Annotated in this window: 17 protein-coding genes; 6 read left to right on the top strand and 11 right to left on the bottom strand. The window is 64.5% G+C overall.

Translation table 11 applies throughout. From position 1 onward, the window contains the following. Positions 1–18 precede the first annotated feature (18 nt). The 6 genes from BI347_RS02105 to BI347_RS02080 form a co-directional block, all read right to left on the bottom strand. Positions 19–882, bottom strand: a complete 864-nt coding sequence (locus BI347_RS02105) for an efflux RND transporter periplasmic adaptor subunit (RefSeq protein ID WP_071111449.1) — start codon at positions 880–882, stop codon at positions 19–21. Between the two features lie 23 nt (positions 883–905). Continuing rightward, on the bottom strand, positions 906–1,106 hold the full coding sequence (locus BI347_RS02100; protein ID WP_071111450.1) for a DUF1656 domain-containing protein: 201 nt from the start codon (positions 1,104–1,106) through the stop codon (positions 906–908). Then, the gene (locus tag BI347_RS02095; protein WP_071115201.1) at positions 1,096–3,234 is read right to left on the bottom strand and encodes an FUSC family protein; all 2,139 of its coding nucleotides are present in this window, start codon (positions 3,232–3,234) and stop codon (positions 1,096–1,098) included. The genes BI347_RS02100 and BI347_RS02095 overlap by 11 nt, the downstream gene beginning before the upstream one ends. Further along, positions 3,231–4,676 carry an efflux transporter outer membrane subunit gene (locus tag BI347_RS02090; RefSeq protein WP_071115200.1) on the bottom strand — a complete coding sequence of 482 codons (1,446 nt, stop codon included), beginning with the start codon at positions 4,674–4,676 and terminating at the stop codon, positions 3,231–3,233. The genes BI347_RS02095 and BI347_RS02090 overlap by 4 nt, the downstream gene beginning before the upstream one ends. 164 nt (positions 4,677–4,840) lie before the next feature. Beyond that, entirely contained in the window at positions 4,841–8,656 is a 3,816-nt protein-coding gene (locus BI347_RS02085) for a translocation/assembly module TamB domain-containing protein (protein ID WP_071115199.1), read from the bottom strand. A gap of 12 nt (positions 8,657–8,668) precedes the next feature. After that, complete coding sequence (locus BI347_RS02080) at positions 8,669–10,453, bottom strand: autotransporter assembly complex protein TamA (protein WP_239690805.1); 1,785 nt, start codon at positions 10,451–10,453, stop codon at positions 8,669–8,671. A gap of 203 nt (positions 10,454–10,656) precedes the next feature. Here BI347_RS02080 and BI347_RS23385 point away from each other — a divergent pair, with 203 nt between their 5' ends. After that, on the top strand, positions 10,657–10,926 hold the full coding sequence (locus BI347_RS23385) for a hypothetical protein (protein ID WP_139167160.1): 270 nt from the start codon (positions 10,657–10,659) through the stop codon (positions 10,924–10,926). Positions 10,927–10,955: 29 nt separating this feature from the next. Continuing rightward, positions 10,956–12,149 (top strand): GGDEF domain-containing protein, encoded by a 1,194-nt coding sequence (locus tag BI347_RS02075; protein WP_071115198.1) that lies wholly within the window; start codon positions 10,956–10,958, stop codon positions 12,147–12,149. 81 nt (positions 12,150–12,230) lie between these two features. On the opposite strand, the gene BI347_RS02070 is transcribed toward BI347_RS02075, so the two are convergent. Further along, positions 12,231–12,899, bottom strand: a complete 669-nt coding sequence (locus BI347_RS02070) for a BRO-N domain-containing protein (protein WP_071115197.1) — start codon at positions 12,897–12,899, stop codon at positions 12,231–12,233. An 822-nt stretch (positions 12,900–13,721) separates the two neighbouring features. Here BI347_RS02070 and BI347_RS22430 point away from each other — a divergent pair. Beyond that, complete coding sequence (locus BI347_RS22430) at positions 13,722–15,260, top strand: anti-phage dCTP deaminase (protein ID WP_083338639.1); 1,539 nt, start codon at positions 13,722–13,724, stop codon at positions 15,258–15,260. After that, on the top strand, positions 15,250–15,429 hold the full coding sequence (locus tag BI347_RS23380) for a hypothetical protein (RefSeq protein WP_139167159.1): 180 nt from the start codon (positions 15,250–15,252) through the stop codon (positions 15,427–15,429). Before BI347_RS22430 ends, BI347_RS23380 begins: the two co-directional genes overlap by 11 nt. A 694-nt stretch (positions 15,430–16,123) precedes the next feature. On the opposite strand, the gene lpdA is transcribed toward BI347_RS23380, so the two are convergent. The 4 genes from lpdA to BI347_RS02050 all read right to left on the bottom strand — a co-directional run bounded on the left by lpdA (position 16,124) and on the right by BI347_RS02050 (position 24,242). Continuing rightward, positions 16,124–17,920 carry a dihydrolipoyl dehydrogenase gene (gene lpdA / locus BI347_RS02065; RefSeq protein WP_071115196.1) on the bottom strand — a complete coding sequence of 599 codons (1,797 nt, stop codon included), beginning with the start codon at positions 17,918–17,920 and terminating at the stop codon, positions 16,124–16,126. A 102-nt stretch (positions 17,921–18,022) separates the two neighbouring features. Continuing rightward, the gene (aceF, locus tag BI347_RS02060; protein WP_071115195.1) at positions 18,023–19,675 is read right to left on the bottom strand and encodes a dihydrolipoyllysine-residue acetyltransferase; all 1,653 of its coding nucleotides are present in this window, start codon (positions 19,673–19,675) and stop codon (positions 18,023–18,025) included. A gap of 158 nt (positions 19,676–19,833) precedes the next feature. Then, positions 19,834–22,497 carry a pyruvate dehydrogenase (acetyl-transferring), homodimeric type gene (gene aceE, locus BI347_RS02055; RefSeq protein WP_071111459.1) on the bottom strand — a complete coding sequence of 888 codons (2,664 nt, stop codon included), beginning with the start codon at positions 22,495–22,497 and terminating at the stop codon, positions 19,834–19,836. A gap of 299 nt (positions 22,498–22,796) precedes the next feature. Beyond that, positions 22,797–24,242: a M48 family metalloprotease gene (locus BI347_RS02050; RefSeq protein WP_239690804.1), complete on the bottom strand. Its 1,446-nt coding sequence runs from the start codon at positions 24,240–24,242 to the stop codon at positions 22,797–22,799. A gap of 146 nt (positions 24,243–24,388) precedes the next feature. Here BI347_RS02050 and BI347_RS02045 point away from each other — a divergent pair, with 146 nt between their 5' ends. Next, entirely contained in the window at positions 24,389–25,375 is a 987-nt protein-coding gene (locus tag BI347_RS02045) for a DUF2804 domain-containing protein (protein ID WP_071115194.1), read from the top strand. Positions 25,376–25,384: 9 nt separating this feature from the next. Continuing rightward, complete coding sequence (locus tag BI347_RS02040) at positions 25,385–26,143, top strand: hypothetical protein (protein ID WP_071111461.1); 759 nt, start codon at positions 25,385–25,387, stop codon at positions 26,141–26,143. The last annotated feature ends 32 nt before the right edge of the window (positions 26,144–26,175 follow it).

The following is a 26,175-nucleotide window of genomic DNA, read 5'->3' as shown; positions in this document are numbered from 1 at the left end:
ATTGGCAATGCAAATAGACTATTTTCCGCTGACCACCACCGTGCAGGTCTGGCCTGCGATCAGCGGCTGGCCTTTGGGCTGCTCGTCCAGCTGGATGCGCACCGGGACCCGCTGCGCCAGCCGCACCCAGTTGAAGGTGGGGTTGACGTCGGCCAGCAATTCGCGGCCGGTGCCGGCGTCGCGGTCGGTGATGCCGCGGGCGATGCTGGCGATATGGCCGCGCAAGCGCTGGCCGCTGCTCAGCAGCGTGACTTCGGCCTTGGCCCCCACTTTCAGCATCGGCAGCTTGGTTTCCTCGAAATAGCCATCCACGTAGAAAGAGCCGCTGTCTATCAGCGCCAGCCTCGGGGCGCCGGTGGCGGCGAAATCGCCGACATGCACATTGAGGTTGGTGACATAGCCGTCAGTCGGCGCGCGCACCACCGTGCGCTGCAGGTTGAGCGCGGCCAGATCGCGAGCGGCGACGGCGGCCTGGTACTGCGACGCGGCGGCAGCGGCGGCGAAGTCGGCGCTCTCGCGGCTTTCGGTGGAGACGATGGCGCTGTCCAGGCTGGCGCGGCGCGATGCCTCCTTACCACGGCGGTTCTTGTCGGCCTTGTGGCCGGCCAGCGTCGCCTCGGCCTGGGCCAGCGCCGCCTGGTAGCGGCTGGAGTCGATGACGAACAGCGCGTCGCCGCGGCGCACCGGCTGGTTGTCCTTCACCGCCACCTGGGTGACGATGCCGGACACGTCGGCGGCGATGGTGACGACGTCGGCCTTCACCCGGCCGTCGCGGGTCCACGGCGACAGCATGTAGTGGTCCCACAGCGCCTTGCCGGCCCAGACGGCGGCGGCAAGCAGCAATAGGGTGATCAGGTAACGGGTAATCGATTTTGCGACCATTGCGAGGAATCCAGTATGCGTTGTCAACGGTAAAGCGGCAGCGACAGGCCGCTGAAGATCACGATCAATAGGCACCAGCGGAACAGTGCCGGGTGCCATACCTTTTCGTACACCCCCAGCCGCCCCAGCGCCCAGTCCAGGCCGATCTGCAACAGCATGCTGAGCACGAACAGCGGCAGCAAGGTCGGCATCAGGATGCCGAACACGGCGATTTCATGTGGCATGGGCGTCTCCCGCCGGCTCGCCGGCATCGGGCTGCGGCATAGCGTCCAGCAGCGAGGTATGGATCAGGTGCAGCGTGGCCAGCGCCCGGTTCAGGCTCTGCGCGGCCTCCGGCAGCGCGATCTCCAGCTCCGCGCGTATCGGCGGCCCGGCCGCCAGCAGCGCCATCATCGCCTGCTGTCGCCGCGATGCCTGCGGTGCGGCGAAATAGGCGGCCAGCGCCGCGACGCTGTCGTCCAGCGCGCGCCGAACCGGCTTCTGCGCGGCGTCGCCGGCCAGCGTGCGCAAGTCTATGATGGCCAGCCCCAATTCCAGCAGGGTGATCGCCTGGCTGATGGTGGCCTGGCGCGCCGGATCGTCGGCCGATCCCGGCGCGGCGTTCAACTGGTTGAGCAGGTCGCGCACGCGGTTGCCGTAACGCTGCTTCAGGTGCGGCAGCGCGGCGCGGCAGGCGTTCAGCGCCTCGCGCCACAAGGCGGCGGCGATATGGCGGCGCGAGCCCATGGTGTGCTCGGGCAACACCAGCACGAAGAACACCCCGGCCAGCGCCAGGCCCAGCAGGCGGGCGATGCCGTCGTTGAAGAAGGCCACCACGTCGTAATTCATCATGTTTTCCGGATTCACCGCCTGCGCCATCAGCAGCGTGATGCCGGTGCCCATGCCTGCGGCCTTGGGCAGGCATTTCAGATAACAGCCCAGCACCAGGAAGGGCGTCAGCGCCAGTGCCAGTTGCGGGAAGCTGTCGGCCTGGTTCAGCATATGGAAGGTGGAAACATAGGCCAGCGGCGTGGCCAGCGCGAAGCCGATCAGGATTTGCTTCACCATCAGCAGCGGCCGCGGCGACGACGACGCCAGGCCGCAGAAGATAGTGGCCAGCAGCACCGCGCCCAGCGCGCTGGGCCAGGCCAGCCAGTACCAGGCGATGGACAGCGTCAGCAGGGTCAGCGCCGCGCGCGCGCCGCTGGCCAGCGCTATGGCGCCGGGCGTGCGCGGCGAATAGGCCAGCGCGTCCACCTGCAGCGGATTGCGCTGCCGGAAGCCGTGATAGACCGCGGTAAAGGTATGCATCTCCTCGACGAAGCGGGTCAGCAGCTCGCTGGCGGTATCGAACTCTATGCGCAGGCCCTCGTCGTGCGGCTGCGCCAGCAGGCTCGCGCGCGCGTCGCCCAGTTCCCGACGCAACACCGGACGCAACGCGTCCAGCCGCGCCAGCGTCGGCCCGGCCTCCAACGCGGTACGGGCCGGGCCGTCCTCGTTGCTCAAGGCGGCGGAGGCCTGCAGGAACAGCGGATAGAACAGCTCCGGCAGCGGCGAGGCGGCGTCGCGGCGCAGCCGCTCCATCTGCCGGTGCAGGGTATGGAAGGTGGTCAGCGCCGCCATGAAAGTGGCGTTGAAGGCGTGCAGCTGATCGCTGCGGGCGCGCACATTGCCGGCCTCGAAGAAGGCCGCGGCGCGGCCGGCCTCCAGCGCGGCGATGTCGGAGGCGAAGCGCAGCTGGGTGGCCTCCAGCGTGGCCGCGTCCAGTCTTTGCGCCAGCGCCTGCTGGCACAGCAGCGCGAAGCCGTGGTAGCGGCCGCGCACGGTGCTCACCACCAGATCGCCCTGGTGGCGCGGAAAGATGAAGTCGTTGACGATGGCGCAGCACAGGATGCCCAGCGAGATCTCCGACACCCGCGTCACCGCCAGATTGAACACCGCCATCGGATGGTTCAGCGCCGGTAGCGCGATGATGCAGGCGGTGTAGCCGGACAACACGAAGGCGTAGGAGCGCGAGTCGCGGTACAGGGTGGCGCCGCCGGTGCACACGCCCACCCACAGCGCCAGGCTGATCAGCAGCAGCGCCGCCTGGCCGTCGAACAGGCCGACGAAGCCCAGCGCCGCCGCGCTGCCCACCAGCGTGCCCAGAATCCGGTAGGCGCTCTTCTCCAGCACCGCGCCGCTGCGCGGGAAGGTGACGATGAACACCGTGGTCATCGCCGAGCTGGGCGAATCGAAACCCAGGCGGAAAGCGATCCACAGCGAGGCGAAGGCCGCCAGCAGCGTCTTGGCGACGAAGCTCCAGTTCTCGCCCTCGGTGGCCAGCCAGTCGCGGCCGACGCGCCGGCCGGCCGCCAGCAGGCCGCCGCTCATTGCGGCTGTTCCTCAGCAGGCTGGTGCACCGCCGCGCCGCCGCCCAGCGCGCTCATCAGCGCGGCGAAACTGTCCAGCCGCTCGCTGCGTATCCGCACCAGTTGCTGCTGGGCGGCAAGCCAAGCCAAGCGCGCGGCGATCACGTTATCCTGGTCGGACAGGCCGGCGCGGTAGCCTTGCAACGCCAGCTTGAACGCCTTCTGCGCCGAAGCCAGCGCCTGTTCGGTCTGTTTTTGCTGCCCGGCCTGCGACTCCACCTTGGCGATGGCGCCGGCCACCTCGTTCAGCGCGCGCACCACGCTGGCGTTGTAGCTGTCCACCGCAGCGTCATAGGCCGCGGTCTGCGCGGAAAGCGCGCTGCGCAGCCGGCCGCCCTCGAAGATCGGCAGGCTGACCGCCGGGCCGATGCCGCGCACCGCGGTGGCGGCGGACGGGAAGTTGTCGAAGCCTATCGACTGGAAGCCGGCGAAGGCCAACAGATTGATATTGGGATAGAAGGCCGCCTTGGCCGCGTCTATCTTCCTGGCTTCGGCCTCCACCTTCCAGCGCTGGGCGGAGACATCGGGCCGGCGGCCCACCAGCTCGGCCGGCAGCGCGCTGGGCAGGCGCGGCGCCGCCTCGTCCAGCCGCAGCGTCGGCCGCAGCAGGCCCTCCCCCGCCGCCGGCCCCTGGCCGCACAGCGCGGCCAGCTGGTTGCGCAGCAGAGTGATGGCTTCATCCACCTGCTCGATCTGGTTACGCGCGGCCGGCAGCCGCGCCTCCAGCAGCAGCACCTCGGCCTCGGTGGCGAGACCGGCCGCCTTGCGCTTTTTCGCCAGCTGCCAGCTGCGCTCGCGCTGCGTCAGATTGTCCTGCAGCAGGTCTTTCTCGGCGTATTGCAAAGCCAGCTGCACATAGCTGCGCACCACCGCGGCGGTGAGATTCAGCCGCGCCAACTGCGCTTCGGCCGCGAGCACCTGCGCCTCGTCCAGCGATGCGGACAGCGCGGCGCGCTGCCGGCCCCACAGGTCCAGGTCGTAGCTGGCGTTGAGGGCGGCGTGGTTGTACCAGGAATAATTGCCGGCTTCCGGCGGCGGGATGAAATCCTGTTCGGAATAGCGCTGGCGGGTGAACGACGCTTCGCCGCCCACTTGTGGCCGGGTGACGGCCTCGGCCACGCCTGACATCGCCTGCGCCTGGCGCAGCCGCGCCTCGGCGGCATGCAGGCTGGGATTGTCCGCCAGCGCGGCGGCGATCAGCCGGTTCAGCTGCTCGTCGTGCAGCCCGCGCCACCAGTCGGCCTGCGGCCAAGCCGCCTTGGCCGCCGCCTGCTGTATCAGTCTGCCGGCGTCCAAGCTGTTGGGATCCAGCAGCCGCGACTGCGGCCTCTGCGCGCCCGGATCGGCGCAAGCCGCCGCCAACAAGGCCAAACCTGCAATCACTACCGAATTGAGCCGCTGCATCTATCGCACCAATAACCATACGCAAAACAAAAGGCCGCCGGCGGTTCGCCGGCAGCCTCCCATTCCGGCTGCAATCGGCGCCAGCCGACTGCGGCCTGCTACCTTGTACTATCTGGCCATTTTAGCATCTGCCAACAGCAACAAGGTCAAATAACTAGACATTACTAATCAAAACGAAGCGTATAGCGCGATTCGGCCGACATCGCGGTGCCGGCGCGCAACACCACCGACCAGCCCTTGGACAGCTGGTAGGCGAGCTTCACCGCCTGGTCGGCGCTGCTGATGCCGTATTCGTAGCCCAGGTAAAGCTCGCGCGTCAGCTGGCGGCCCACCGTCACCACCTGCTCCGCCGGACTCACCGTGCCGTTGGCCAGCGTCTTCTCCTTGCGGCTGGACACACCCAGGTCGTCGAACAGGCCGATGTGATCGTTGATCGAGCCGGCCAGCATCATGCCGGCCGAGGCCGCCAGATCGTTGTTGTCGCGGTCGCCGCTGGCGGCGCGACCCAGCACCAGCCAGGCCAGCTTGTCCTTGTCGGTCATCGGGTCGTCGGTGATCAGCCGCACCTTGGGCGCCGCCACCGAACCGCTGACCTCCACCCCCGCCCCCACCGGCGACAGCCGGCGTTTGGCCTGGACATTGAGCAGCGGGTTGTCCAGCGGGCCGTTGAAGGTGATGGCCCCGAACGTGATGTCCAGATCCTGGCCGTAGGCCTTGTAACGGCCCTTGTCCACCTTGACCTGGCCCCTGGCCGCCGGCGCCTCGCCCGGATTGGCGCTGACGTGCACCAGGCCGGACAGCTCGACGTCTAGCCCCTGGCCGGAGAAACGGAAGCGCTCGCCCAGGTCCAGGTCCAGCGCCACCGTCAGCGGCATGGCGGCGAAGGCCGAAGGCTCGGCCGCCGGCCGCCCCAGCACCACCACATCGGCCCCGAGATCAGGCGCGCCCAGCTTGGGCAGCCCCACCCGGCCCTGGTCGGCGCGAATGCGGCCGGTCAGCGACAACTTGCCGCCGACGAAGGCCAGCTCGCTCTCCCCGGACACCACCAGCCGGCGGTTGGGCCGGTCGAACACGCTGAATTTCTGCAGCGTCACCTTCACCCGGGCGTCGGGCTGGGCATCGCTGAAATCCAGCGAACCGCTGGCGTTCACCTCGCCCTTGCCGCTGATGAAACGCAGCTGCTGCAGCGTGAGCCGGCGGCCGTCCATCCGCGCCAGCAGGCTGCCGTCAGCCAACGACACCCCGGTGCGGCGGTCGGCCAGCTTCAGCTTGTCGCCGCGTATCTGGCCTTGCGCCTGCGGCATCTGCAGCGGGCCGCTCAGCTCCAGGTTGGCCGACAATTGCCCGGCCAGCTCCAGCCCCGGGCCGGTCAGCTCCGCCAGCGCCGCCAGCGACGGCAGGCTGGCGCGCAGCGTGCCGGACAACGGCGTATGGCCGTCGATGCGGCCGCCGTTCCATGGCAGGCTGCCCTGGCCCTGGGCCTGGGCGAAGCGACTGTCCAGGCTGACAGTGAAGGCCAGCTGCCTGCCGTCCAGCTTCAGTTCCGCCCGCGCGGTCTTCAGGCCCAGCGCGACATGCCTGCCCTTTTCCAGCGGCAACTGCACGTCGCCGCCGCTGCGCCACAGCGCCAGTTGGCCGATCCCGGCAGGATTGAGGCTCCAGTCGGCGTCGAATTGCAGGTTCTGCTCCACCGGCAGCTTAAGCCACGGACCCAGCTCGCTCAGGCGCAGGCCGCGCGCGCTGCCATGGCTGCTGAGCGCGCCGCCCGCCTGGCGCGTCAGCTCGGCGAGGTTCAGATTGCCGCCCAGCAGCGCCAGGCGAGCGGCGCCCAGCTTGACTTGGCCGTCGGCGCCCAGCGCCAGATCAGCCGGGGCCTGCAGGCTGAGACTTGGCTTGCCAGCCAACTCCAGCTTCTGCAGGCTGCCCTGCCAGCGGTTGTCCAGGCTGAGTCCGCCCGCCGCCGCCAGCTGCAACGCGTAATTCTGCTGCTCCAGATGGAAGCGGCCGTCCAGTTGCAGGCTGTGGCGGGCGCGGGTGCCGGCCGAGCGGGCATGCAGCTGTTCGGCGCGCAAATCGCCGACCTGCAACGCGGCCACGTCCAGGCTCAGCTGGAAAGGGCTGGCCTGGTCGGCCTTGATGTTGCCGGCGAACTGCATGGATTGTAGCGTGACTCCGCCGGGCAGCCGCAAGCGTTCGGCCTGCAGCTTGGCGTTAAGCAGCGGCGCCTTGGGCACGCCGCCCAGCTCGCCCTGTCCCTGCACGGTGCCGGCGAAACCCGGCCCCAGCAGCGACAGATTCGGCGCGTTGACCGCCAGCTTGAGCTTGTCGCCTGCCACGCCGTAGCTGCCGCTGGCCTGCAGCCGGTTGTCGGCCAGCTTCAGGTCCAGCAGCAGCTGTTTCAGCCGCGTCTCGCCCAGCAGCACGCTGGCGCTGCCGGACAGCGGCGCGCCGGAAAGCCGGCTGGGGGCGAACTGCAGCTTGGCGCCCACCTCCATCGGCTCGGCCAGTTGGCCGGCCATTTTCAGCGTGGCGTTGAGGTCGCCCTTGGGCAGGCTGTCCAGCAGCCGCGACGGGTCGGCGTGGCCCAGCTTGCCGTTCAGTTCGAACAGCCGCTTGCCGGACAGGCTCAGCTTGCCGTTGGCGCTGACCACGCCGCTGCCGGCGCCCAGCTCCAGCTTCTTCAACAGCAGCGCCGGCTGCTTGCCACCACTCAGCTCGGCCAGCGCGCTGGCCTGCAGCCACTTGCCTTTCAGCTGCGCGTCGAAGCGCGGAGCGCTGAACTCGCCTTCGGCGGTCACGCGGCCGCTGATCGCATCGTCCGGCGCCGAGGCGTGCAGCTGGCGCAAGGCCAGCCGGTCCAGATCCAGCGCCAGCTTCAGCCGGTCCGGCCTGATCTCGCCGGACAGGCCCAGCCGGCCGCCGGCCAGCTCGGCATGGCTGTTGTAGAGCTCCAGCGCCTGCTCGTCGGCGCGGAATTCGCCCACCAGCAGCGACAAGGGCAGACGCTGCGCCGACAGCGGGCCGGGATCGGTGTTGACCAGCGTCAGCCCGCCCTTCACCCGCTGGCCGGCGTCCGGCTCGGCGAACACCGCGAAGCTGAGCCGCGCCTTGGGCCAGCTGGGCAGTATCGCTTGCGGATTGATGTTACCGACGCGGGCGTCCAGCCGCACCAGGCGGTTGAAGGGATTGGCGTCGAAGGGCCGCAGCGCGCCGCTCAGGTCCACGCTGACGCCCTTGCCGTCCATCTCGCCGGAGAAGGACGGCTTGAGCAGATTGCCGGACAGGTCCAGCCTGGCCTTGACCGGCACCTGCTCCAGCTCGCCGCTGGCGGCCAATTGGCCGGACAAGGCGAACGGCGATGCGGCGGCCAGGGTCAGGCCGGCGCGCGCCTCGCCCCAGGGCGAGTCCAGCCGCTGCAATTGCAGCCGGTGGCGCGCGCCGTCGTAATCGTATGCCGCCTGCAGCCGGTACAGGCTGAAATGCGCCGGCTCCAGCGTCAGGCTGGCCAAGCTCAGTTGGTCCACCTTCAGCCGGAACGGCAGCGCCAGCGAACGCGGCACTTCAAACGGCGCGCTCTTCTGCTCCGGCGCCGGCCGGCTGAGCACCCGCACATGACCGAGCGCCAGCCGGCGGACGTGCACTTCGCCGCGCCACAGCGCCGCCGGCAGCCAGTCCAGCCGCAGCGATTCGATGTCTACGTCGTCGGCGGCGCTGCGCAGACGGATGTCGCGCAGGGTGAAGCCCTGCCACAGCGTACCCTGCGCCGAGCCCACGCTCAGTTGCTGGCCGGTGAGCTTGCCCAGCTGGCCCAGCGCCCAGGCGAAACCGGCCGGACTGGCGCTGAGCCAGCCCAGCGCGGCCAGAAAGAGCGCCAGCAGCAGCGCCAGGCAAGAGAACGCCATGCGCCAGCGGCGCGGCCGGACCGGCGCGGCGGGCGCGGTTTCCGGCGTTTCGGGGGTATGGTTTTGATTTTCGCTCATGATTGCAGCGGTCTAGAAAGCCAGGCCCAGGCTGAGGTTCCAGCGTATCTTGCCGTCCCCCTCCGCCTTGGCGATATCGAAAGACAGCGGCGCCACCGGGCTCATCCAACGCACGCCCACGCCGTTGGCGCGCATGGTCTGGAAGCCCTTCCAGCTGTCGGCGGCATTGCCGGCATCGGAGAACAGCGCCAGATACCAGTCCGGCTTTACCGGGATCTGGTACTCCACGCTGCCGGTAGCCACCACCCGGCCGCCCAGCACCGAGCCATTGGGACCGGGCAAGCCCAGGCTCTGGTAATCGTAGCCGCGCACGCTATTGGCGCCGCCGGCGCGGAACAGCAGCGCCGAAGGTACTTGCGCGCCCTCCTTGGCCCATACCTGACCCAGCTCCAGCCGGGCGACGAAGGTGCCGTACTTGGGGAAGGGCGACCAGTAGCCGACCGCGCGGCCATAGGCGCGCACCATGGAAGTGGAAGAGGCCAGCGCGCCCAGCGAGCCGGACAACTGGCCATCCAGCAGATAGCCGTTGCGCGGCCGCATCAGATCGTCCACCGCGCGCTGGGTCCAGCCGTACACCAGCTGGGTGACGTGGGTGTCGCTGGAGGTGACGCCACCGGCCTCCGCGCTTTCCTTGAGGAACTCCACCCCCATCCGCGCCTCGATATTGCCGCGGCTGCGCAGGCGCCAGGCGCCGGCGTCTATGGTCTTGGTCTTCACGCCCTGCACGTCTTCCGACTTGAACGAGCTGGTGAGGGAATGGGAATAGCCGTCCGACTCGCGCGGGAAGCCCAGGCCGAAACTCAGCGACTGCTGCTCGCGCTTCCAGTCGATCAAGGCCGAGCCGGTCCAGCCCTGCTGGAACAGATTGTAGTGGTCGTAGCCCACCCGCACGCCGGGTCCGACGTCGGAATCATAGGTCAGACCCAGTTCCAGCTTTTTCTTCGGCAGCTCCACCACATCCACCGTCACCGGCACGCGGTTGTCGGCGATGTGGTCGAAATCGGCGCTGACGATCACCGACGAGAACTGCGGCGACTGCTCCAGCGCCGACTGGAAAGCCAGCAGCTTGTCCTGCTGGTAGGGCGAGCCGGAATTGAAATCGGCCATGCCGGTGGCCAGTTTTTCCGGATAGCGCTTCAGGCCGTTGACCTTGATCGCGCCGAAGCGAATCAGCGGACCGCTGTCCACCACCACCTCCAGCACGGCTCGGCGCGTGGACGGATCTATCCTGGCTTCGCTGCTGACGATGCGCGCCTTGGGAAAACGGTCGGCCTGCACCTTGCGCAATACCGCGCGCTTGCTGACGTCCCAATCGGTCTGCCGGTACGGCGCGGCCATCGGCAAGGACCAGGCCTCCAGCACTTGGGCGAAGCGCTGCTGATAGTCGCTCTCCTGGCGGATCGGGCCATCCAGGCGGATGGTGACATCGTCGATCAGCACCGGCTCGCCCGGCACGACCCTCACCTTAACCCGGTTGCCGCTCTGCAGCGCCACATCCACGTTGGCGCCGAAATAGCCTTCGGTCTCCAGCAGTTTCTTCGCGTCGTCGGGCGTGCTCTTCACCAGCGCCTCCAGCCAGCTCTGGTCGATATCCGGATCCTGCTGGTTTTCCACCAGCTCCAGATTGTCGCGCAACAACTGCGCCAGATTGGACGGCGCGTCTATCTCCACCGTGTAGTCGAGTTTGGCCTGCGCCTGGGCGGCCAGCAGGTAGGCCGCCAACGCCAGCAGCCGCCCGTTGCGGACGCAGCGGCGGAGGGGATGCGGGCGGTCGAAAACGAGGGAAGCGCTTGGCATGGTCCGGTTCATTGGGGAATGCTGCATGGTAACGGAAGTCGGTCGGGCTGGCGACGGCAAACGATTGTCGAACAAGGGGTGTCAGACAGCCGCGCGCATCAGGTAGTTCAATGGCGGACAATATGATGAAACCATGAAAATCCGCGCCTCGTCCATGCGGACCCAACCGCAACCGTTCACTTGCACCGGCGGCGCCCAGTCCCATGGCCCGCAACAACCGTCTTGCCCGCATCGTCGCTCGCAACGGCCATCACGCGGCAAACCGCGTCGTCATGCCGAAGCCATGGCCATACGGCATGCTTGGCGTCGATGGTTTAGCAAAAACGGGACATTTCCGCGTCCCGGCCCGCGACCGCGGCAAAACCATCTATCGTGAATCAGGCAGGCTCCAGCCCGCCGCCATCCGCCTTGCGGCCGGCCGCTGCGGCCGGGCAAACATCGGCACCGCCTCGTCTTGCGCGCAAAGCTTGTGAATGTCCGTTAAAACTTCGGCGAGGCCGCCATGTTCGACAAAAGCGACAAGGGCATCATCCTGAAGACCATTATGGTGGCCGCTCCCATCCTGATCTGCATGGGCCTGTTGCCAGTGCTGTCGTTTTACATCGAAAAGCTGGAGGAAAACGGCCGGTCGGAGATCGTCGACTACATCTCCATCGCCCAGGCGGCGATGGCGGTAAAGTTCGACGCCGCCGACCTCAACGGTTGGCAGACCGGCTACGCCTTCGACATCATCCGCCACGTCGATGGCGCCGCCGGCAACGACGCCGTATCCCGCGCCGAATTCCTGCGCTCCGCCAGCAATTTCCGCCGCGACATTCACGTTCTGCGCACGATGCCGCTGGCCGGCGACCAGCGCAACCTGCTGGACAGCGTGCAACAGGATTTCGACAGCTTCATGGCGCTGGACGCCCAGATCATCGCCATGTACCGCAGCGGCGCGCCCGCCGCCCGCGACAAGGCGTCCAATCTGGTGATGGGCGAGGAGATCCAGATCTTCAACCACATCTCGCAAAACACCAACGCGCTGGCGGTATCCATCACGCTGGACCTGATGAAGAAAGTGGCGCAATCCAACTCCTACGGCATCGTCGCCCGCTGGATGATGCTGGTAATGTGGATCATCGCCAGCGCCATGGGCATCCTGCTGGTCCGGCTGCTGCACAAATGGCTGGGCCAGATGCGCGGCCTGATGCAGAAGCTGGAGTCGCTGGCCGGCACCGACGAGTTGACCCAGCTGCCCAACCGCCGCACCTGGGACATCCAGATAGAAATGATGCTGGCCGCAGCCAAGCGCTACCGCCAGCCGATCGCGGTGGCGCTGTTCGATCTGGATCATTTCAAGCAATTCAACGACAGCCACGGCCACCCGGAAGGCGACCGCCTGCTGCGGGAAGTATCCATTTTGATCAAGTCGCGGATGCGGCAATCGGACCTGTTCGCCCGCTTCGGCGGCGAGGAGTTCGTGCTGGCGCTGATGGACTGCGACTTGCCGCAAGCGATGACCCGCATTGACTCGCTGCGGCGAAACCTGCCTGACAACCAGACCTTCTCGGTCGGCGTCACGCTGTGGGCGGAAGGCGAGCGCATCCACAACACCCTGGCGCGGGCGGACAAGGCGCTGTACCAGGCCAAGGACGGCGGCCGCGACCGGGTAGTGGGGGTGGAGCCGCCTGCGGGAAAGGGCGAAGGGCGCTAGGCTGCTTAGCCAAACCAGCCGCTCAGCCGCAGAAAACAGGGCAGCCACCAGCCTGCCCCGCATCATGAACCCTCTGTACGATCAACCGGCCATCCGCCCCATCCGCTCCGCCAGCCGCAAGTGGCAGGCGGAAGCCAGTTTGACCAGATCGGTATTGTTCACCGGTATCCTGCCCGGTTCGGCAATCAGCTCCGCCAAGCCCTCCAGCGTGGCGACGGAGCTGGTGAGGCCGATCAGCTTGCCATGCGGCCAGCGCTGCTTGTTGTGGCGCTCGTAATCCAAGGCCACCACCCAGCGCGAATGCTGCCAAGGCCCGGGGCCGCGCAGCACCGCCTCCATCACCGCCCTGCCCACCTGCTGCGCCGCCTCGGCAGCCAAGGCCAGCGCCAGATGCAGACTCTCCGCCGTGGTGGCCGGCCCGCCCTCATGCAGCAGCGCCGGCCGCGTCTGTTCCTGCCACCAGCGCCGCAAACGCCGCGCGCCCGGCTTCTTGATTCTTCTGACCACCTCGTCCAGCTCGCCTTCCGACAGGCACAGCACCGGCTCGTCCTCGCCTGCCAGCAACAGCAAGCGGCCGGCGGGTTGTTCCAGCGTGTGCAGCAGGTCCTCCACTTCCTGCTTCATCGAAGCGGCGATTTCGGCGGCGACGAACCAGAAACCCTCCTCGCGGCGGATGACGCGCAGCGGGAAGTTTTTGGCGTAGTCGAGGCGGAGGGGGAGGTTTACGGAGAGGTCGAGGTGGTGGTTCATGGCTGAGTCTCCTCAAGCAGGCTGGATGCTTGGGAACTAGCGATATGTAGCGGGTAGCGACCGAGGACAAGAAGCGCCTCAGCAATACGATTGATCATGGCCATGATGGCCTCCTTATGCTTTGAGATGAGAAGTCCACCGTATCGGGGTGGGGGCGCTCTCAACGGCATAAGTCGTCCGGGTCCTTGCGGATACCCGACACCCCCCTTGATCTCTTGCGACGTGCGAACGCACGCCTAGAAAGAAGGCGTAATGATACCGCCAGAACTGGGCGGGTGCAGCTTATGCTTTGAGAGAAGCATCAAAGTAAGTCTCCGCCCAGTCCATGTCAATGCATTAAGCATTAGTGCGTAATCAGCAGCTTGTACTACGTGATACCGCAGTTCATCTCTGATCGGAACATGTCGTTTTATCACGTTTGGGTTCCGCCCAGAGGGCGGGCCAGGGGGCTGCGCGGCCAGCCCCCCGGCACCCCCAAGCCGCCCCAACAGCGCGGCGAAACCCCGTCTCCAAAGCCATTCCCAAGGCGCCGCCCAACTCGCGGGGCGCTAACGTCGCCCCGCTCAAACAAGTGGCGGCTTAAGACCTTGGGAATGGCTTCGGAGCCGGCTTGCGCTGATGGGGATAATGGTACGTTGGTTCTGTTTTCCTAACACGGTATTGAGTGATGATGTCGCATTTATAGATGTGATTTTGAAAATAAGATGAGTGTGTATAACGTTATTATGTTATTTGCCGCGATGTAATAAAAATCTTGCAAATAAATACTTTGTCATATAGATTTATGTCAGGAATTAGTTCTATTAATAACTAGGAATTAAAATGTCCGCACTCCCTAAAGAAGCACCAAAACTAAATCTGGCTGCAAATGATCAAATCAATACTGATGGTTCGAATGATTCTAGGGAGAGAGTGAGGAAAACATATACACATGAGCTGGTAATAGCACTATGTGGTCCAATTGGCTCCCCGATTCATGAAGTATGCCAGATTATTTTTGATGTTCTTGATAAAGAATATGGGTATGAATGTGAGGTAATAAGGTTAAGTGATTTTATTAAAAAACATAAGGCAAAAGAAGGGAGTGATCTATTTGAAGATGAAGTAGATGAATACACTAGAATAAGCGAATCGATAGCTGAGGGGGATGCGCTACGTAATAAACATGGGAATGCTATTCTTGCTGAACTTGCAATTAATCAAATAGCTGTTGATAGAGAACGATTTAATCAAGAAAATAAGCGGTCTTGCTACATAATAAACTCGATTAAGCATGAGGCGGAGCTAGATATCTTACGCCATATTTACGGTGAAATACTTTTTTCTATAGGAGTATTTTCTCCGGTGGAAGAAAGAGTTAAGAACTTAGAGAATAGAGGAGTGTCGAGTGATAAAATTTATCAGTTAATGGATCGTGATTCTGGGGAGGAAATGAACTTTGGCCAGAGGGTGTCTGAAACGTTTCCACTTTCAGATATCTTCATTAGAGTTGAAGAGCAAACTAACTCAGTTATAGAAGAGAAAGTAAGAAGATATTTAGATCTAATTTTTGGAACAAAAGTTATTACACCATCTCAAGCAGAAGCTGCTATGTATGCAGCAGCTGCTGCAGCTAATAATTCTGCATGTTTATCTCGGCAAGTTGGTGCATCTATCACGGATCAAAATGGAGTTATAATTTCCGTTGGATGGAACGATGTACCACGTTTTGGCGGTGGCTTGTACTCTAATGGCCGCAATGTAGATAATCGATGCTGGAATAAAGGTGGGAAGTGCTACAATGATAATGAAAAAAGTAAACTAGCTAGATTGATTGCAGATGAACTAATTTCTGCGGGTCTGTTGCATAAGAATAAGAAGCAAGAAGCAATATCTAGCCTTCAGCGTAATTATAAGTTAAAGGGATTAATAGAGTTTTCTAGGGCAGTTCATGCAGAAATGCATGCAATTGTTTCTGCAGGTAGACCTTTAAGTCAAGCTAAACTATATTGTACTACCTATCCATGTCATTCATGTGCAAGGCATATTGTTGCTGCTGGAATTGAGGAAGTTTACTATATTGAGCCATATAGAAAAAGTTTGGCAACTTCTCTGCATCATGATTCGATAACCGAGAATGAAAAGGATGATTCAAAGCTTAGGTTGCTTGCTTATGAGGGTGTATCACCTCGTAGATATCTAGACTTATTTTCCTTCCCCTTGCCTGGCAGGAAAAAAGATGGTAAAATAATAAAGATTAAGCCGCAGGAAGCGATACCTAGGCATGAAAAGTCTTTAGCAGCCTTGAAAAGTTTAGAGGCTTTTGTTACAGATAATTTAAATAGTAAGAGCTTAATTGAGGAGCTAAAAAATGAAAAATAATCCAAAGCAATTATCTCTTTTTGAAATAGATGAAGTAGTGTTGAAAGAGAAACAGTTAAACAATGTTGTTTCTTTTTGCTCTTTTAAAGAGGCAAAGACTATCGCGGGCGAAAAAAATAAGCTTGTTGAGATTTATCATAGAATTTTATTGAATGCTAAATCTAATTGAGTTGATCGACATATTAATTTGAATATAAATATTGCCCTTGGGCGGCATTTTTATATTTACTAGTAACCTAGATTTTCCATTCGATTATTGCTCTTTATGTCTTTTTGCTTGACATTAAGATAAGACTATATCGATGCACCTAATTCCCCATCGGCGCAAGCCGGCTCCGAAGCCATTTCCAAGGTTTTAAGCCGCCGGTTGTTCGACGCGGGGCGACGTTAGCGCCCCGCTAGTTCCGGCGGCTCCTTGGGAATGGCTTTGGAGACGGGGTTTCGCCGCGCTGCTGGGGCAGCCTGGGATTGCCAAGGGGCTGGCCGCACAGCCCCTGGCCCGTTCGCCGGGCGGAACCGGCACCAAAATCATCGTCCGCAAAGCGGACACAAAACCACAACACCACAATCGGTGCGTCGCCCCTGCGGGGTGACACACCCTACCCGCACAGCGCCCTGACCTGCCCGGCGGGCAGCCCCACCATCAAAATCCATCGTCCGCAAAGCGGACACAAAACCGCGACACAACAACCGGTGCGTCGCCCCTGCGGGGTGACGCACCCTACCCGTGGAGGCGAACCACCTGCTTGGCAGCCTTCCGCCACAAAACCCAATCATCATGCAATCCAATCAAAACAAAAGGGCAAGCCCCCAGGCTTGCCCTTTCTTCATCCGACGGCGATCAAATGACCGCCGATCCAACCTTACTTCTTGCGCTGCGGCGGCAGGTCCGTGCAGGTGCCGTGCGCCACTTCCGCCGCCATGCCGATGGACTCGCCCATCGTCGGGTGCGGGTGGATGGTCTTGCCGATGTCGGTCGCGTCGCAACCCATCTCGATCGCCAGGCACACCTCGCCTATCATGTCGCCCGCGTGCGGGCCGACGATGCCGCCGCCGATGATCTGGTGGGTTTCGGCGTCGAAGATCAGTTTGGTGAAGCCTTCGTCGCGGCCGTTGGCGATGGCGCGGCCGGAAGCGGCCCATGGGAACACGCCCTTCTCGATCTTCAGGCCCTGCTTCTTGGCATCGTCTTCCGTCACGCCGACCCAAGCCACTTCCGGATCAGTGTAAGCCACGCCCGGAATCACGCGGGCGTCGAAGTAGGCCTTCTGGCCGGCGCAATTTTCCGCCGCCACGTGGCCCTCGTGCACGCCCTTGTGCGCCAGCATCGGCTGGCCGACGATGTCGCCGATGGCGTAGATGTGCGGCACATTGGTGCGCTGCTGCTTGTCCACCGGGATGAAGCCGCGGTCGGTGACCGCCACGCCGGCGTTTTCCGCGCCCAGCAGCTTGCCGTTGGGCGCGCGGCCGGTGGCGTACAGCACCATGTCGTAGCGCTGCGGCTCTTTCGGCGCGCTGGCGCCTTCAAACGTCACCCAAACCCCGTCTTCCTTGGGCTCGATGCCCACGGTCTTGGTGTTCAGCATGATGTTGTCGAAACGGTGGGCGTTCCACTTCTGCCATACCTTCACCAGGTCGCGGTCGGCGCCCTGCATCAGGCCGTCCATCATTTCCACCACGTCCAGGCGCGCGCCCAGCGTGGAGTAGACGGTGCCCATTTCCAGGCCGATGATGCCGCCGCCGACGATCAGCATCTTGCCCGGCACGGACTTCAGCTCCAGCGCGCCGGTGGAGTCCACCACGCGCGGGTCGTTCGGGATGAAGGGCAGCTTCACCACGCGCGAACCGGCGGCGATGATGGCGTTGTTGAACTTGACCACCTTCTTGTCGCCGGTGGTTTCGCTGCCGCTGCCGGTGGTGACCGACACTTCGATATGGTGCGGGTCGAGGAAATGGCCGACGCCGCGCACCACTTCCACCTTGCGCGCCTTGGCCATGCCGGCCAGGCCGCCGGTCAGCTTGGCGATGACCTTTTCCTTGTAGCCGCGCAGCATGTCGATGTCCACTTCCGGCTTGCCGAACTTGATGCCGTTGGCGGCCAGGTGGCTCACTTCGTCTATCACCGCCGCGTTGTGCAGCAGCGCCTTGGACGGGATGCAGCCCACGTTCAGGCAGACGCCGCCCAGCGTGGAGTAGCGCTCGACGATGACGACCTTGAGGCCGAGGTCGGCCGCGCGGAAGGCGGCGGAGTAACCGCCGGGGCCGCCGCCCAGCACCATCACGTCGCATTCCACATCGGCGCCGCCGCTGTGCGAGGCGGCTACCGGAGCGGCTTGCGGCGCGAAGCCGGCCTGGGTGGTGGCGGAGGCGACGCCCACGGTTTCCACCGGCTTGGGCGCTGCCGGAGCCGCGGCTGCGCCGGCGGCTTCGATGATGACGATCACGTCGCCTTCGGACGCTTTGCCGCCGACGGCGACTTTCACTTCCTTGACGGTGCCGGCGGCTTCAGCCGGCACTTCCATGGTGGCCTTGTCGGTTTCCAGCGTGATCAGGCTGTCGTCTTTGGCGATCACGTCGCCCGGCTTGACGAAGACTTCGATCACGTCCACGTTGCTGTGGCCGCCGATGTCCGGGACTTTCAATTCAATCAGATTGCTCATGGCTTTCCATCCTTAGGGCGGAAGCCCGCGGCGCGGGCGTTCCGCCGTATTCCAAGCGGCAAGGAGAAGGCGGAGCGCCCCGGCGGGGCGTCCGCCCTACCATTACAGGATCAGGCGGCGCACGTCGGTCAACAGCTTGCCCAGGTGCACGGTGAAGCGCGCGGCTGCGGCGCCGTCGATCACGCGGTGATCGAAGGACAGGCTCAGCGGGCACATCAGGCGCGGCTCGAATTCCTTGCCGTTCCACACCGGCTTGATCTGCGACTTGCAGACGCCCAGGATGGCCACTTCCGGCGCGTTGACGATAGGCGTGAAGCTGGTGCCGCCGATGCCGCCCAAGCTGGAGATGGTGAAGGTGGCGCCCTGCATGTCGGTCGGCTTCAGCTTGCCTTCGCGGGCCAGCTTGGACAGGTCGGTCAGCTCCTGCGCGATCTGGCGCAGACCCTTCTTGTCGGCGTCCTTGATCACCGGCACCACCAGGCCGTTCGGCGTGTCGGCGGCGAAGCCGATGTGGTAGTACTGCTTCAGCACCAGGTTGTCGCCGTCCAGCGAGGAATTGAAATTGGGGAAGGCCTTCAGCGCTTCGGCGGCGGCCTTGATGATGAAGGCCAGCGGGCTGATCTTCAGGCCGGACTTTTCCCATTCCTTGCCCACGGTCTTGCGGAAGTCTTCCAGCTCGGTGATGTCGCACTCGTCGTTGAACGTGACGTGCGGGATCATCACCCAGTTGCGCGACAGATTGGCGCCGGAGATCTTCTGGATGCGGGACAGCGGCTTGGTTTCGATCGGGCCGAACTTGGCGAAGTCCACCTTGGGCCACGGCAACAGGTCAAGGCCCGAGCCGGAGCCTGCCGGCGCGGCGGGAGCCAGCGCGGCCGGGTTCTGCATGATGCCCTTGACGAAGGCCTTGACGTCGTCTTCGGTGACGCGGCCCTTGCGGCCGTTGCCCTTGACCTTGCCCAGATCCACGCCCAGTTCGCGCGCCAGGCGGCGCACCGACGGACCGGCATGGGCCTTGGAGAAGGCGATTTCGTCGATGGCGGCGGACACCGCGGCTGCAACCGGCGCCACGGCCGGCGCGGCTGCGGGCGCAACGGCCGCCGGAGCCGGAACAGCCGGGGCAGCAGCCGGCGCTGGGGCTGCGGCAGGTGCCGAAGCGGCGACAGCGCCCTCAACCACCACGATCAGATCGCCTTCGCCGACCTTGTCGCCGACCTTGACCTTGACTTCCACCACCTTGCCGGCGGCGGTGGCCGGCACTTCCATGGTGGCCTTGTCGGTTTCCAGCGTGATCAGGCTGTCGTCGACGGCGATTTGATCGCCCACCTTCACCGACACTTCGATCACGTCGACGCCGCTGTGGCCGCCGATGTCGGGCACGCGGATTTCGCTGCGGCCGCTGGCGGCCGGGGCGGCGGACGCGGCCGCTGGCGCAGGCGCGGCTGCCGGGGCCGCGGCAGGAGCGGCGACGGGCGCCGGGGCCGCAGCGGCCGGAGCCGGCGCGGCGGCGGACGCGCCCACTTCGATGATGGCGATCACGTCGCCTTCGGAAATCTTGCCGCCTACGACGGCCTTCACTTCCTTGACCACGCCGGCGGCTTCGGCCGGCACTTCCATGGTCGCCTTGTCGGTTTCCAGGGTGATCAGGGAGTCATCCACCGACACGGTCTGGCCGGCGGAGATGAATACTTCGATGATGTCTACATTGCTGTGCCCGCCGATGTCGGGCACTTTCAGTTCGATCAGATTGCTCATGAGCTTTCCATCCGTGGAGCGGTCCCCCTGGTCTGCGCAGCGTTTGGTCTGCGCAGGCTGGCGGCCCGTCGATATTCGGCTTCGTTACGGCGCAAGCTCCGGCGCTTCCCGGCGTTCCCGCCCGGCTGCCGGAGCCTGCGACCTACCCGGTCGGCGGCTTAAACCTTCCAGCTCGCCAGCTTGTCGGCCTTGATGCCGTACTTGGCGATCGCCTCGGCCACCTTGGCCGCTTCGATCTTGCCGTCGCGCGCCAGGGCGGACAGCGCTGCCACCGCCACGTAGTGACGGTCCACCTCGAAGAACGAGCGCAGGTTGGCGCGGCTGTCGGAGCGGCCGAAGCCGTCGGTGCCCAGCACCACGTAGCGGCCAGGCACGTATTCGCGGATCTGGTCGGCGTAGTTGCGGATGTAATCGGTTGCGGCAACCACCGGACCCTGACGGCTGGCCAGTTGCTGCTCGACGTAGGACACGCGCTGTTCGCCCACCGGGTTCAGCAGGTTGTGGCGGGCCACGTCCATGCCGTCGCGGCGCAGTTCGTTGAACGAGGTCACGCTCCAGACGTCGGCGGCCACGCCGAAGTCGTTCTTCAACAGATCCGCCGCGGCCAGCACTTCGCGCAGGATGGTGCCGGAGCCCATCAGCTGCACCTTGGCCTTGGCGTCGCCGCCGTCCTGCAGCAGGTACATGCCCTTCAGGATGCCGGCTTCCGCGCCCGCCGGCATCGCCGGGTGGGCGTAGTTCTCGTTCATCAGCGTCAGGTAGTAGAACACGTCCTGCTGTTCCACGTACATGCGGCGCAGGCCGTCCTGGATGATCACAGCCAGCTCATAGGCATAGGTCGGATCGTAGCTGATGCAGTTCGGAATCAGGCCGGCCTGGATGTGGCTGTGGCCGTCTTCGTGCTGCAGGCCTTCGCCGTTCAGCGTGGTGCGGCCGGCGGTGCCGCCCAAGAGGAAGCCGCGGGCGCGCATGTCGCCGGCAGCCCAGGCCAGATCGCCGATGCGCTGGAAGCCAAACATCGAGTAGTAGATGTAGAACGGAATCATCGGCTGGCTGCTGTTGGCGTAGCTGGTCGCCGCGGCGATCCAGTCGGCCATCGCGCCCGGCTCGTTGATGCCTTCCTGCAGGATCTGGCCGTCCTTGGATTCCTTGTAGAACATCAGTTGATCGGCGTCCTGCGGCACATAGTTCTGGCCCTGGGTGGACCAGATGCCGTACTGGCGGAACATGCCTTCCATGCCGAAGGTGCGGGACTCGTCCGGCACGATCGGCACCACGCGCTTGCCGATGTTCTTGTCCTTCAGCAGGGTGCCCAGCATGCGCACGAAGGCCATGGTGGTGGAATACTCGCGCTCGCCGGACGATTGCAGCTGGCCGTCGAATGCCGACAGCTGCGGCACTTCCAGCACGGTCTTCACCGGCTTGCGGGCCGGCAGGTAGCCGCCCAGGGCCGCGCGGCGTTCGCGCATGTACTTCATTTCCGGGCTGTCTTCCGCCGGCAGGTAGTACGGCACCTTGGCCAGATCTTCATCGGAAACCTGGATGCCGAAGCGGTCGCGGAATTTGCGCAGGCTTTCCAGATCCATTTTCTTGGCCTGGTGGGCGATGTTCATCGCCTCGCCGGAGGCGCCCATGCCGTAGCCCTTGATGGTCTTGGCCAGAATCACGGTCGGGCGGCCGTTGGCATTGTGGGTGGCCTCATGGTAAGCCGCGTACACCTTGTGCGGGTCGTGGCCGCCGCGGTTGAGGTTCCAGATTTCCTCGTCCGACATATTGGCCACCATTTCGCGCAGCTCCGGGTATTTGCCGAAGAAGTGTTCGCGAACGTAGGCGCCGTCCTTGGACTTGAAGGTCTGGTAGTCGCCGTCGACGCACTCGTCCATGCGCTTCTTGAGCAGGCCCTTGGTGTCCATCGCCAGCAGCGGGTCCCAACGCGAGCCCCAGATGACTTTCAGCACGTTCCAGCCGGAGCCGCGGAAGTCGCCTTCCAGTTCCTGGATGATCTTGCCGTTACCGCGCACCGGTCCGTCCAGGCGCTGCAGGTTGCAGTTGATGACGAACACTAGGTTGTCCAGGCCTTCGCGCGCTGCCATGGCGATGGCGCCCAGCGATTCCGGCTCGTCCATCTCGCCGTCGCCGCAGAAGCACCACACCTTGCGGCCGTGGGTCTTGGCCAGGCCCCGGCTTTCCAGGTACTTCAGGAAGCGGGCCTGGTAGATGGCCATCAGCGGGCCCAGGCCCATCGATACGGTGGGGAACTGCCAGAAATCGTCCTTCAGCCACGGATGCGGGTAGGACGGCAGGCCCTGGCCGTCCACTTCCTGGCGGAAGTTGTCCAGCTGGGCGGCGGAGAGGCGGCCTTCCATGAAGGCGCGGGCGTAGACGCCGGGCGCGATATGGCCCTGGAAGTAGATCAGATCGCCGTCCTGCTCGTCGTTCTGGGCGCGCCAGAAATGGTTGAAGCCGACGTCGTACAGGGTGGCGGAGGATTGGAACGATGCGATGTGGCCGCCCAGCTCCAGATCCTTCTTGCCGGCGCGCAGCACCATGGCGGCGGCGTTCCAGCGGTTGATCGAGCGGATGCGGTGTTCCAGCTCGTGGTTGCCGGGCGACTTGATTTCCTTGCCGACCGGGATGGTGTTCAGGTACGCGGTGGTCGCGTCAAACGGCAGGTGGGCACCGCGGCGGCGGGTGCGCTCCACCAGCTTTTCCAACAGGTAATGCGCGCGTTCCGGGCCTTCGTTATCCAGCACCGACTCAAGCGCTTCAGTCCATTCCTGGGTTTCCAACGGATCGATATCGTCAGGGAAAGTTGCAGCCATCTCTGGTCCTCACAGCGGGTGACATCGGGGACCGCGTCAGTACCGGCCGGCCCCGCAATTATGCTATCGGCTCGAAAGCGAGCCAATTATTTGATTTGAGATTATAAACGAACACATTCGCAAATAAAAATGTTCATTTGCGAATGTGTTCGCTACGACCCAGCCAGTGTACGTCCGGAAGGATTCGCAAAGGAATAGCCGACAGCGGCTAAGACGGCGGGAAGTCGCGAAACAAACCGATGCTGCGCCGCATCATGTTGTTTTTTTGCGATAAGAAGCGCGAACTTGAAACAATTGTTTCAATTTCGCGCAGCCTTCCGCTCGTCCTTGGCCAGCCGCTCCACTTCGCGCAAGCGCGCCTCCAGCATCGAACGCAGGTAGAAGTCATCGCCCTTGGCCTGGCTGGCCAGCTGGTACTGCTCCAGCGCCGATGAATAGCGCTGCTCGTAATAAAAAGCGTTGCCCAGCGCCTCGTGGTAGCGCAGCGGGTCCTTGTCGGCGTACAGCTTGGCCTGCAGCCGGTACAGCGCCGGATCGGCGCTGCGGTCGTTAAGTTGCTGGCGCAGCAGCTTCTGCGCGCCGGCGCGGTCGCCGCCGTCCAGCGCGACGTCGATCTGCGACAGCTGCAGCGCGGTATTGCGCGGGAAGGCTGCGAGGCCGTTGCGCGCCGCCGCCGCCGCCGCGCTCCAGTCGCGGCCGTCGCGGGCGATCTCCACCTCCAGCCCATACAACATCGGATTGTCCGGCAACTTGGCGCGGGCCTTGGCCAGCGCTTCGCTGGCGCCGGCGCGGTCGTGCTGCAACAGCTTGGCGCGCGCCAGACCGTACCAGCTGGCGCCCTCGTTCAAGTACAGGCCGCGCTGCAGGGTGCTGTTGTAGTAGAACAGCGCCTCGTCCGGCGTCATGGTAAGCGTGCGCAGCTTTTCCCGCACCAGCAGATAGTCGATGCTGTCGGCGCGCATCCGCACCGGATAGTCCAGTGCGCGGTTCTGCGCCTCGCTGATCCGCTCCACCGTCACCGGGTGGGTGCGCAGGAAGGCGTAGGCCATGGTGTCGCTGTAGCGGCCGGCCTGCTCCAGGCGCTGGAAGAAGGTCGCCATATAGCGCACATCGTAGCCGGCATTGCCCATGAACTGCATGCCGACGCGGTCGGCCTCGCGCTCGAAATCGCGCGAGAACGCCAGTTGGCGCGAAATGGACAGGCCCATGCCGGCCGACACCGCGCCCATCGCGCCCTCGCCGCTGCCGGCCTTGGCCGCCAGCGCGGCGGCGACGATGGTGCCCAACAGCAACAGCGGATTGGTGGCGCTGCTGGCCGCCTGCATCCGCGCGATGTGGCGCTGGGCGACGTGGGCGGTTTCATGGCCCATCACCGCCGCCAGCTCGCCCTCGCTCTGGGTGGCCAGGATCAAGCCGATATTGACGCCGACGTAGCCGCCGGGCATGGCGAAGGCGTTGATGCCGGTGTCGGCGACGCAGAAATAGGTGAAATGCACGCCGGGCAGCGTCACCGACGCCGACAGCTTGCCGCCGATATCGTTAAGGTAGGAACTGACCTCGGCATCGTCCAGCACGTCGCCGGCCTCGCGCATCGCGCGCAGCGCGTCGCGGCCGATGCGGGCCTCGTCGGTCAGGGACAGGGAAGCGTCGGAAATCTCGCCCAGGTCGGGCAGATCGGCGCGGACGATCAGCGGCTGCGCCAGCACGGAGGCCAGCAGCGCGCACAGCAGGCGGCGTTTCATCATGGGGCTTATGATAGCCGCGAAGCCGCGTAAGTTGCATGCCTGTCGCCTTGATCAAAGCTAAACAATTGTTGCCCGGCCGCCGGACTGTCATGACACGGGGATTCCAGCTAGACTCGACTGCAGTCAGAACTCCCGCAGCCGCCGCCATGTCCATTCTCCCCCCTGCCCCGCCCAGGCTCGCCACCGAAACCGGTCAGGCCGACTTCGGCGTCTATCAGGGCATCATTCCCGACCTGAGCTGGAATGGCCTGGCGATGTCGCCGCTGCAACGGCTGGGCCGCCGCCTGCATCACAAGCGCTGGCAATACGCCGCCATCGCCCATGACGACTTCCTCATCGCCGCGGCGGTGGTGGACGTGGGCTGGAACGGCACCGCTTTCGCCTATCTGTTCGACCGCCGCAGCCGCCGGGTGGCGGCCGCCGCCAGCGCCAACGGCTTGCCCGGCGTCGGCATCCGCGTCGCCGACCGCGCATTCGGCGACGCCCATTTCCGCTTCGGCGGGGTCGATCTGCGCTTCGCCCGCGACGGCGACACGCTGCGATTGAGCCTGGACAGCCGCGAACTGCAGCTGAACGCCGCCATCTCGCTGGCAGCCATGCCTCCGGTGCTGGCGGTGGTCGCGCCGGCCAACTACCTGGCGCACAGCACCCACAAAAGCGGCGGCCTGACGGTGGAAGGCGAGGCGCGCGGCCCGGCTGGCCGCTACGCCCTGTCAGGCGCGGCGGCCTCGCTGGACTACTCCAACGGCCTGCTGGCGCGCGAAACCCGTTGGCGCTGGGCCAGCGCCCATGGCCGGCATATGGGGTTCAATCTGCAACAAGGCTATATGGGCAACGCGGAAAACGCGGTGTGGCTGGACGGCCGGCTGTTCCGCGTCGGCGCGGTGGAGTTCGACTACCTGACCGACGACCCGCTGGCGCCGTGGCGCGTCCGCAGCCAGGACGGGCTGGTGGATCTCGCCTTCACGCCCGAAGGCGCGCGGCGCGAGGACAAGAACCTGCTCATCGCCGCCAGCCGGTACGTGCAGCCGATAGGCCGCTTCGACGGCACCCTGACCGATCCCGCCAGCGGCGAGCGCCATCCGGTGCGGCAACTGGCCGGCGTCACCGAAGACCACCTGTCGCGCTGGTAGAAAGACTCGATGCTGTTATTGAAACTACTGCTGGTGCCGACGCTGATCTGGCTGATCAGCGCCGCCGCCAAAAAATGGGGTCCGGCGGTGGCGGGCGCCCTGGCCGGCTTTCCGGTGATCACCGGCTCGATCCTGCTGATCCTGGCGCTGGAGCACGGCCCGGCCTTCGCCCAGCGCGCCGCGTTGGCCGCGGCGCTGGGCACCAGCACCAATATCGCCTTCGGCATCGCCTACAGCTGGGCGGCGCTGCGCTGGCGCTGGCCGGCGTGCCTGGCCTTGGGCTTGGCCGGCTACGCCGCCGCCGTCGGCCTGAGCCAGCTGGCCGGGCTGTCGCCCGGGCAGGGCGCGCTGCTGGGCCTGGCTTTCCTGCCCGCCGCCGGCTATCTGTTTCCCAAGCCGCCGCCTCCCGATCCCGGCGCCGTGCTGCGCGAGGCCGGCATGGCGCCGCGGATGCTGGCCGGCGCGGCGCTGGTGCTGTTGATCACCAGCGTGTCCGCCAGCCTGGGTCCAGCCTTGAGCGGCCTGCTGGCGGTGTTTCCGGTATTGGGCAGCGTGCTGGCGGTATTCAGCCAGCAGAGCGCCGGCAGCGCCGCCACGGTGCGGCTGCTGCGCGGCATGGTGCAGGGTTTCTACGCCTTTGTCGCCTTCTGCCTAAGCCTGGCCTGGGCGCTGCCCGGGATGGCGCTGGCACCGGCCTTTCTATTCGCCTTGCTGCTGGCGGCTCTGGTGCAGGCGGCGGTGCTGTGGCGCAGCCGGCATCGCCATTAGCCCCCCGGCCGCCGGCGCCATGACTGAAGCCA

Source organism: Chromobacterium sphagni (assembly GCF_001855575.1).
In the GTDB taxonomy this organism is placed as follows: domain Bacteria; phylum Pseudomonadota; class Gammaproteobacteria; order Burkholderiales; family Chromobacteriaceae; genus Chromobacterium; species Chromobacterium sphagni.
Note: the sequence above shows the minus strand (reverse complement) of the source record. Positions and strands in the feature narration are given on the sequence as shown.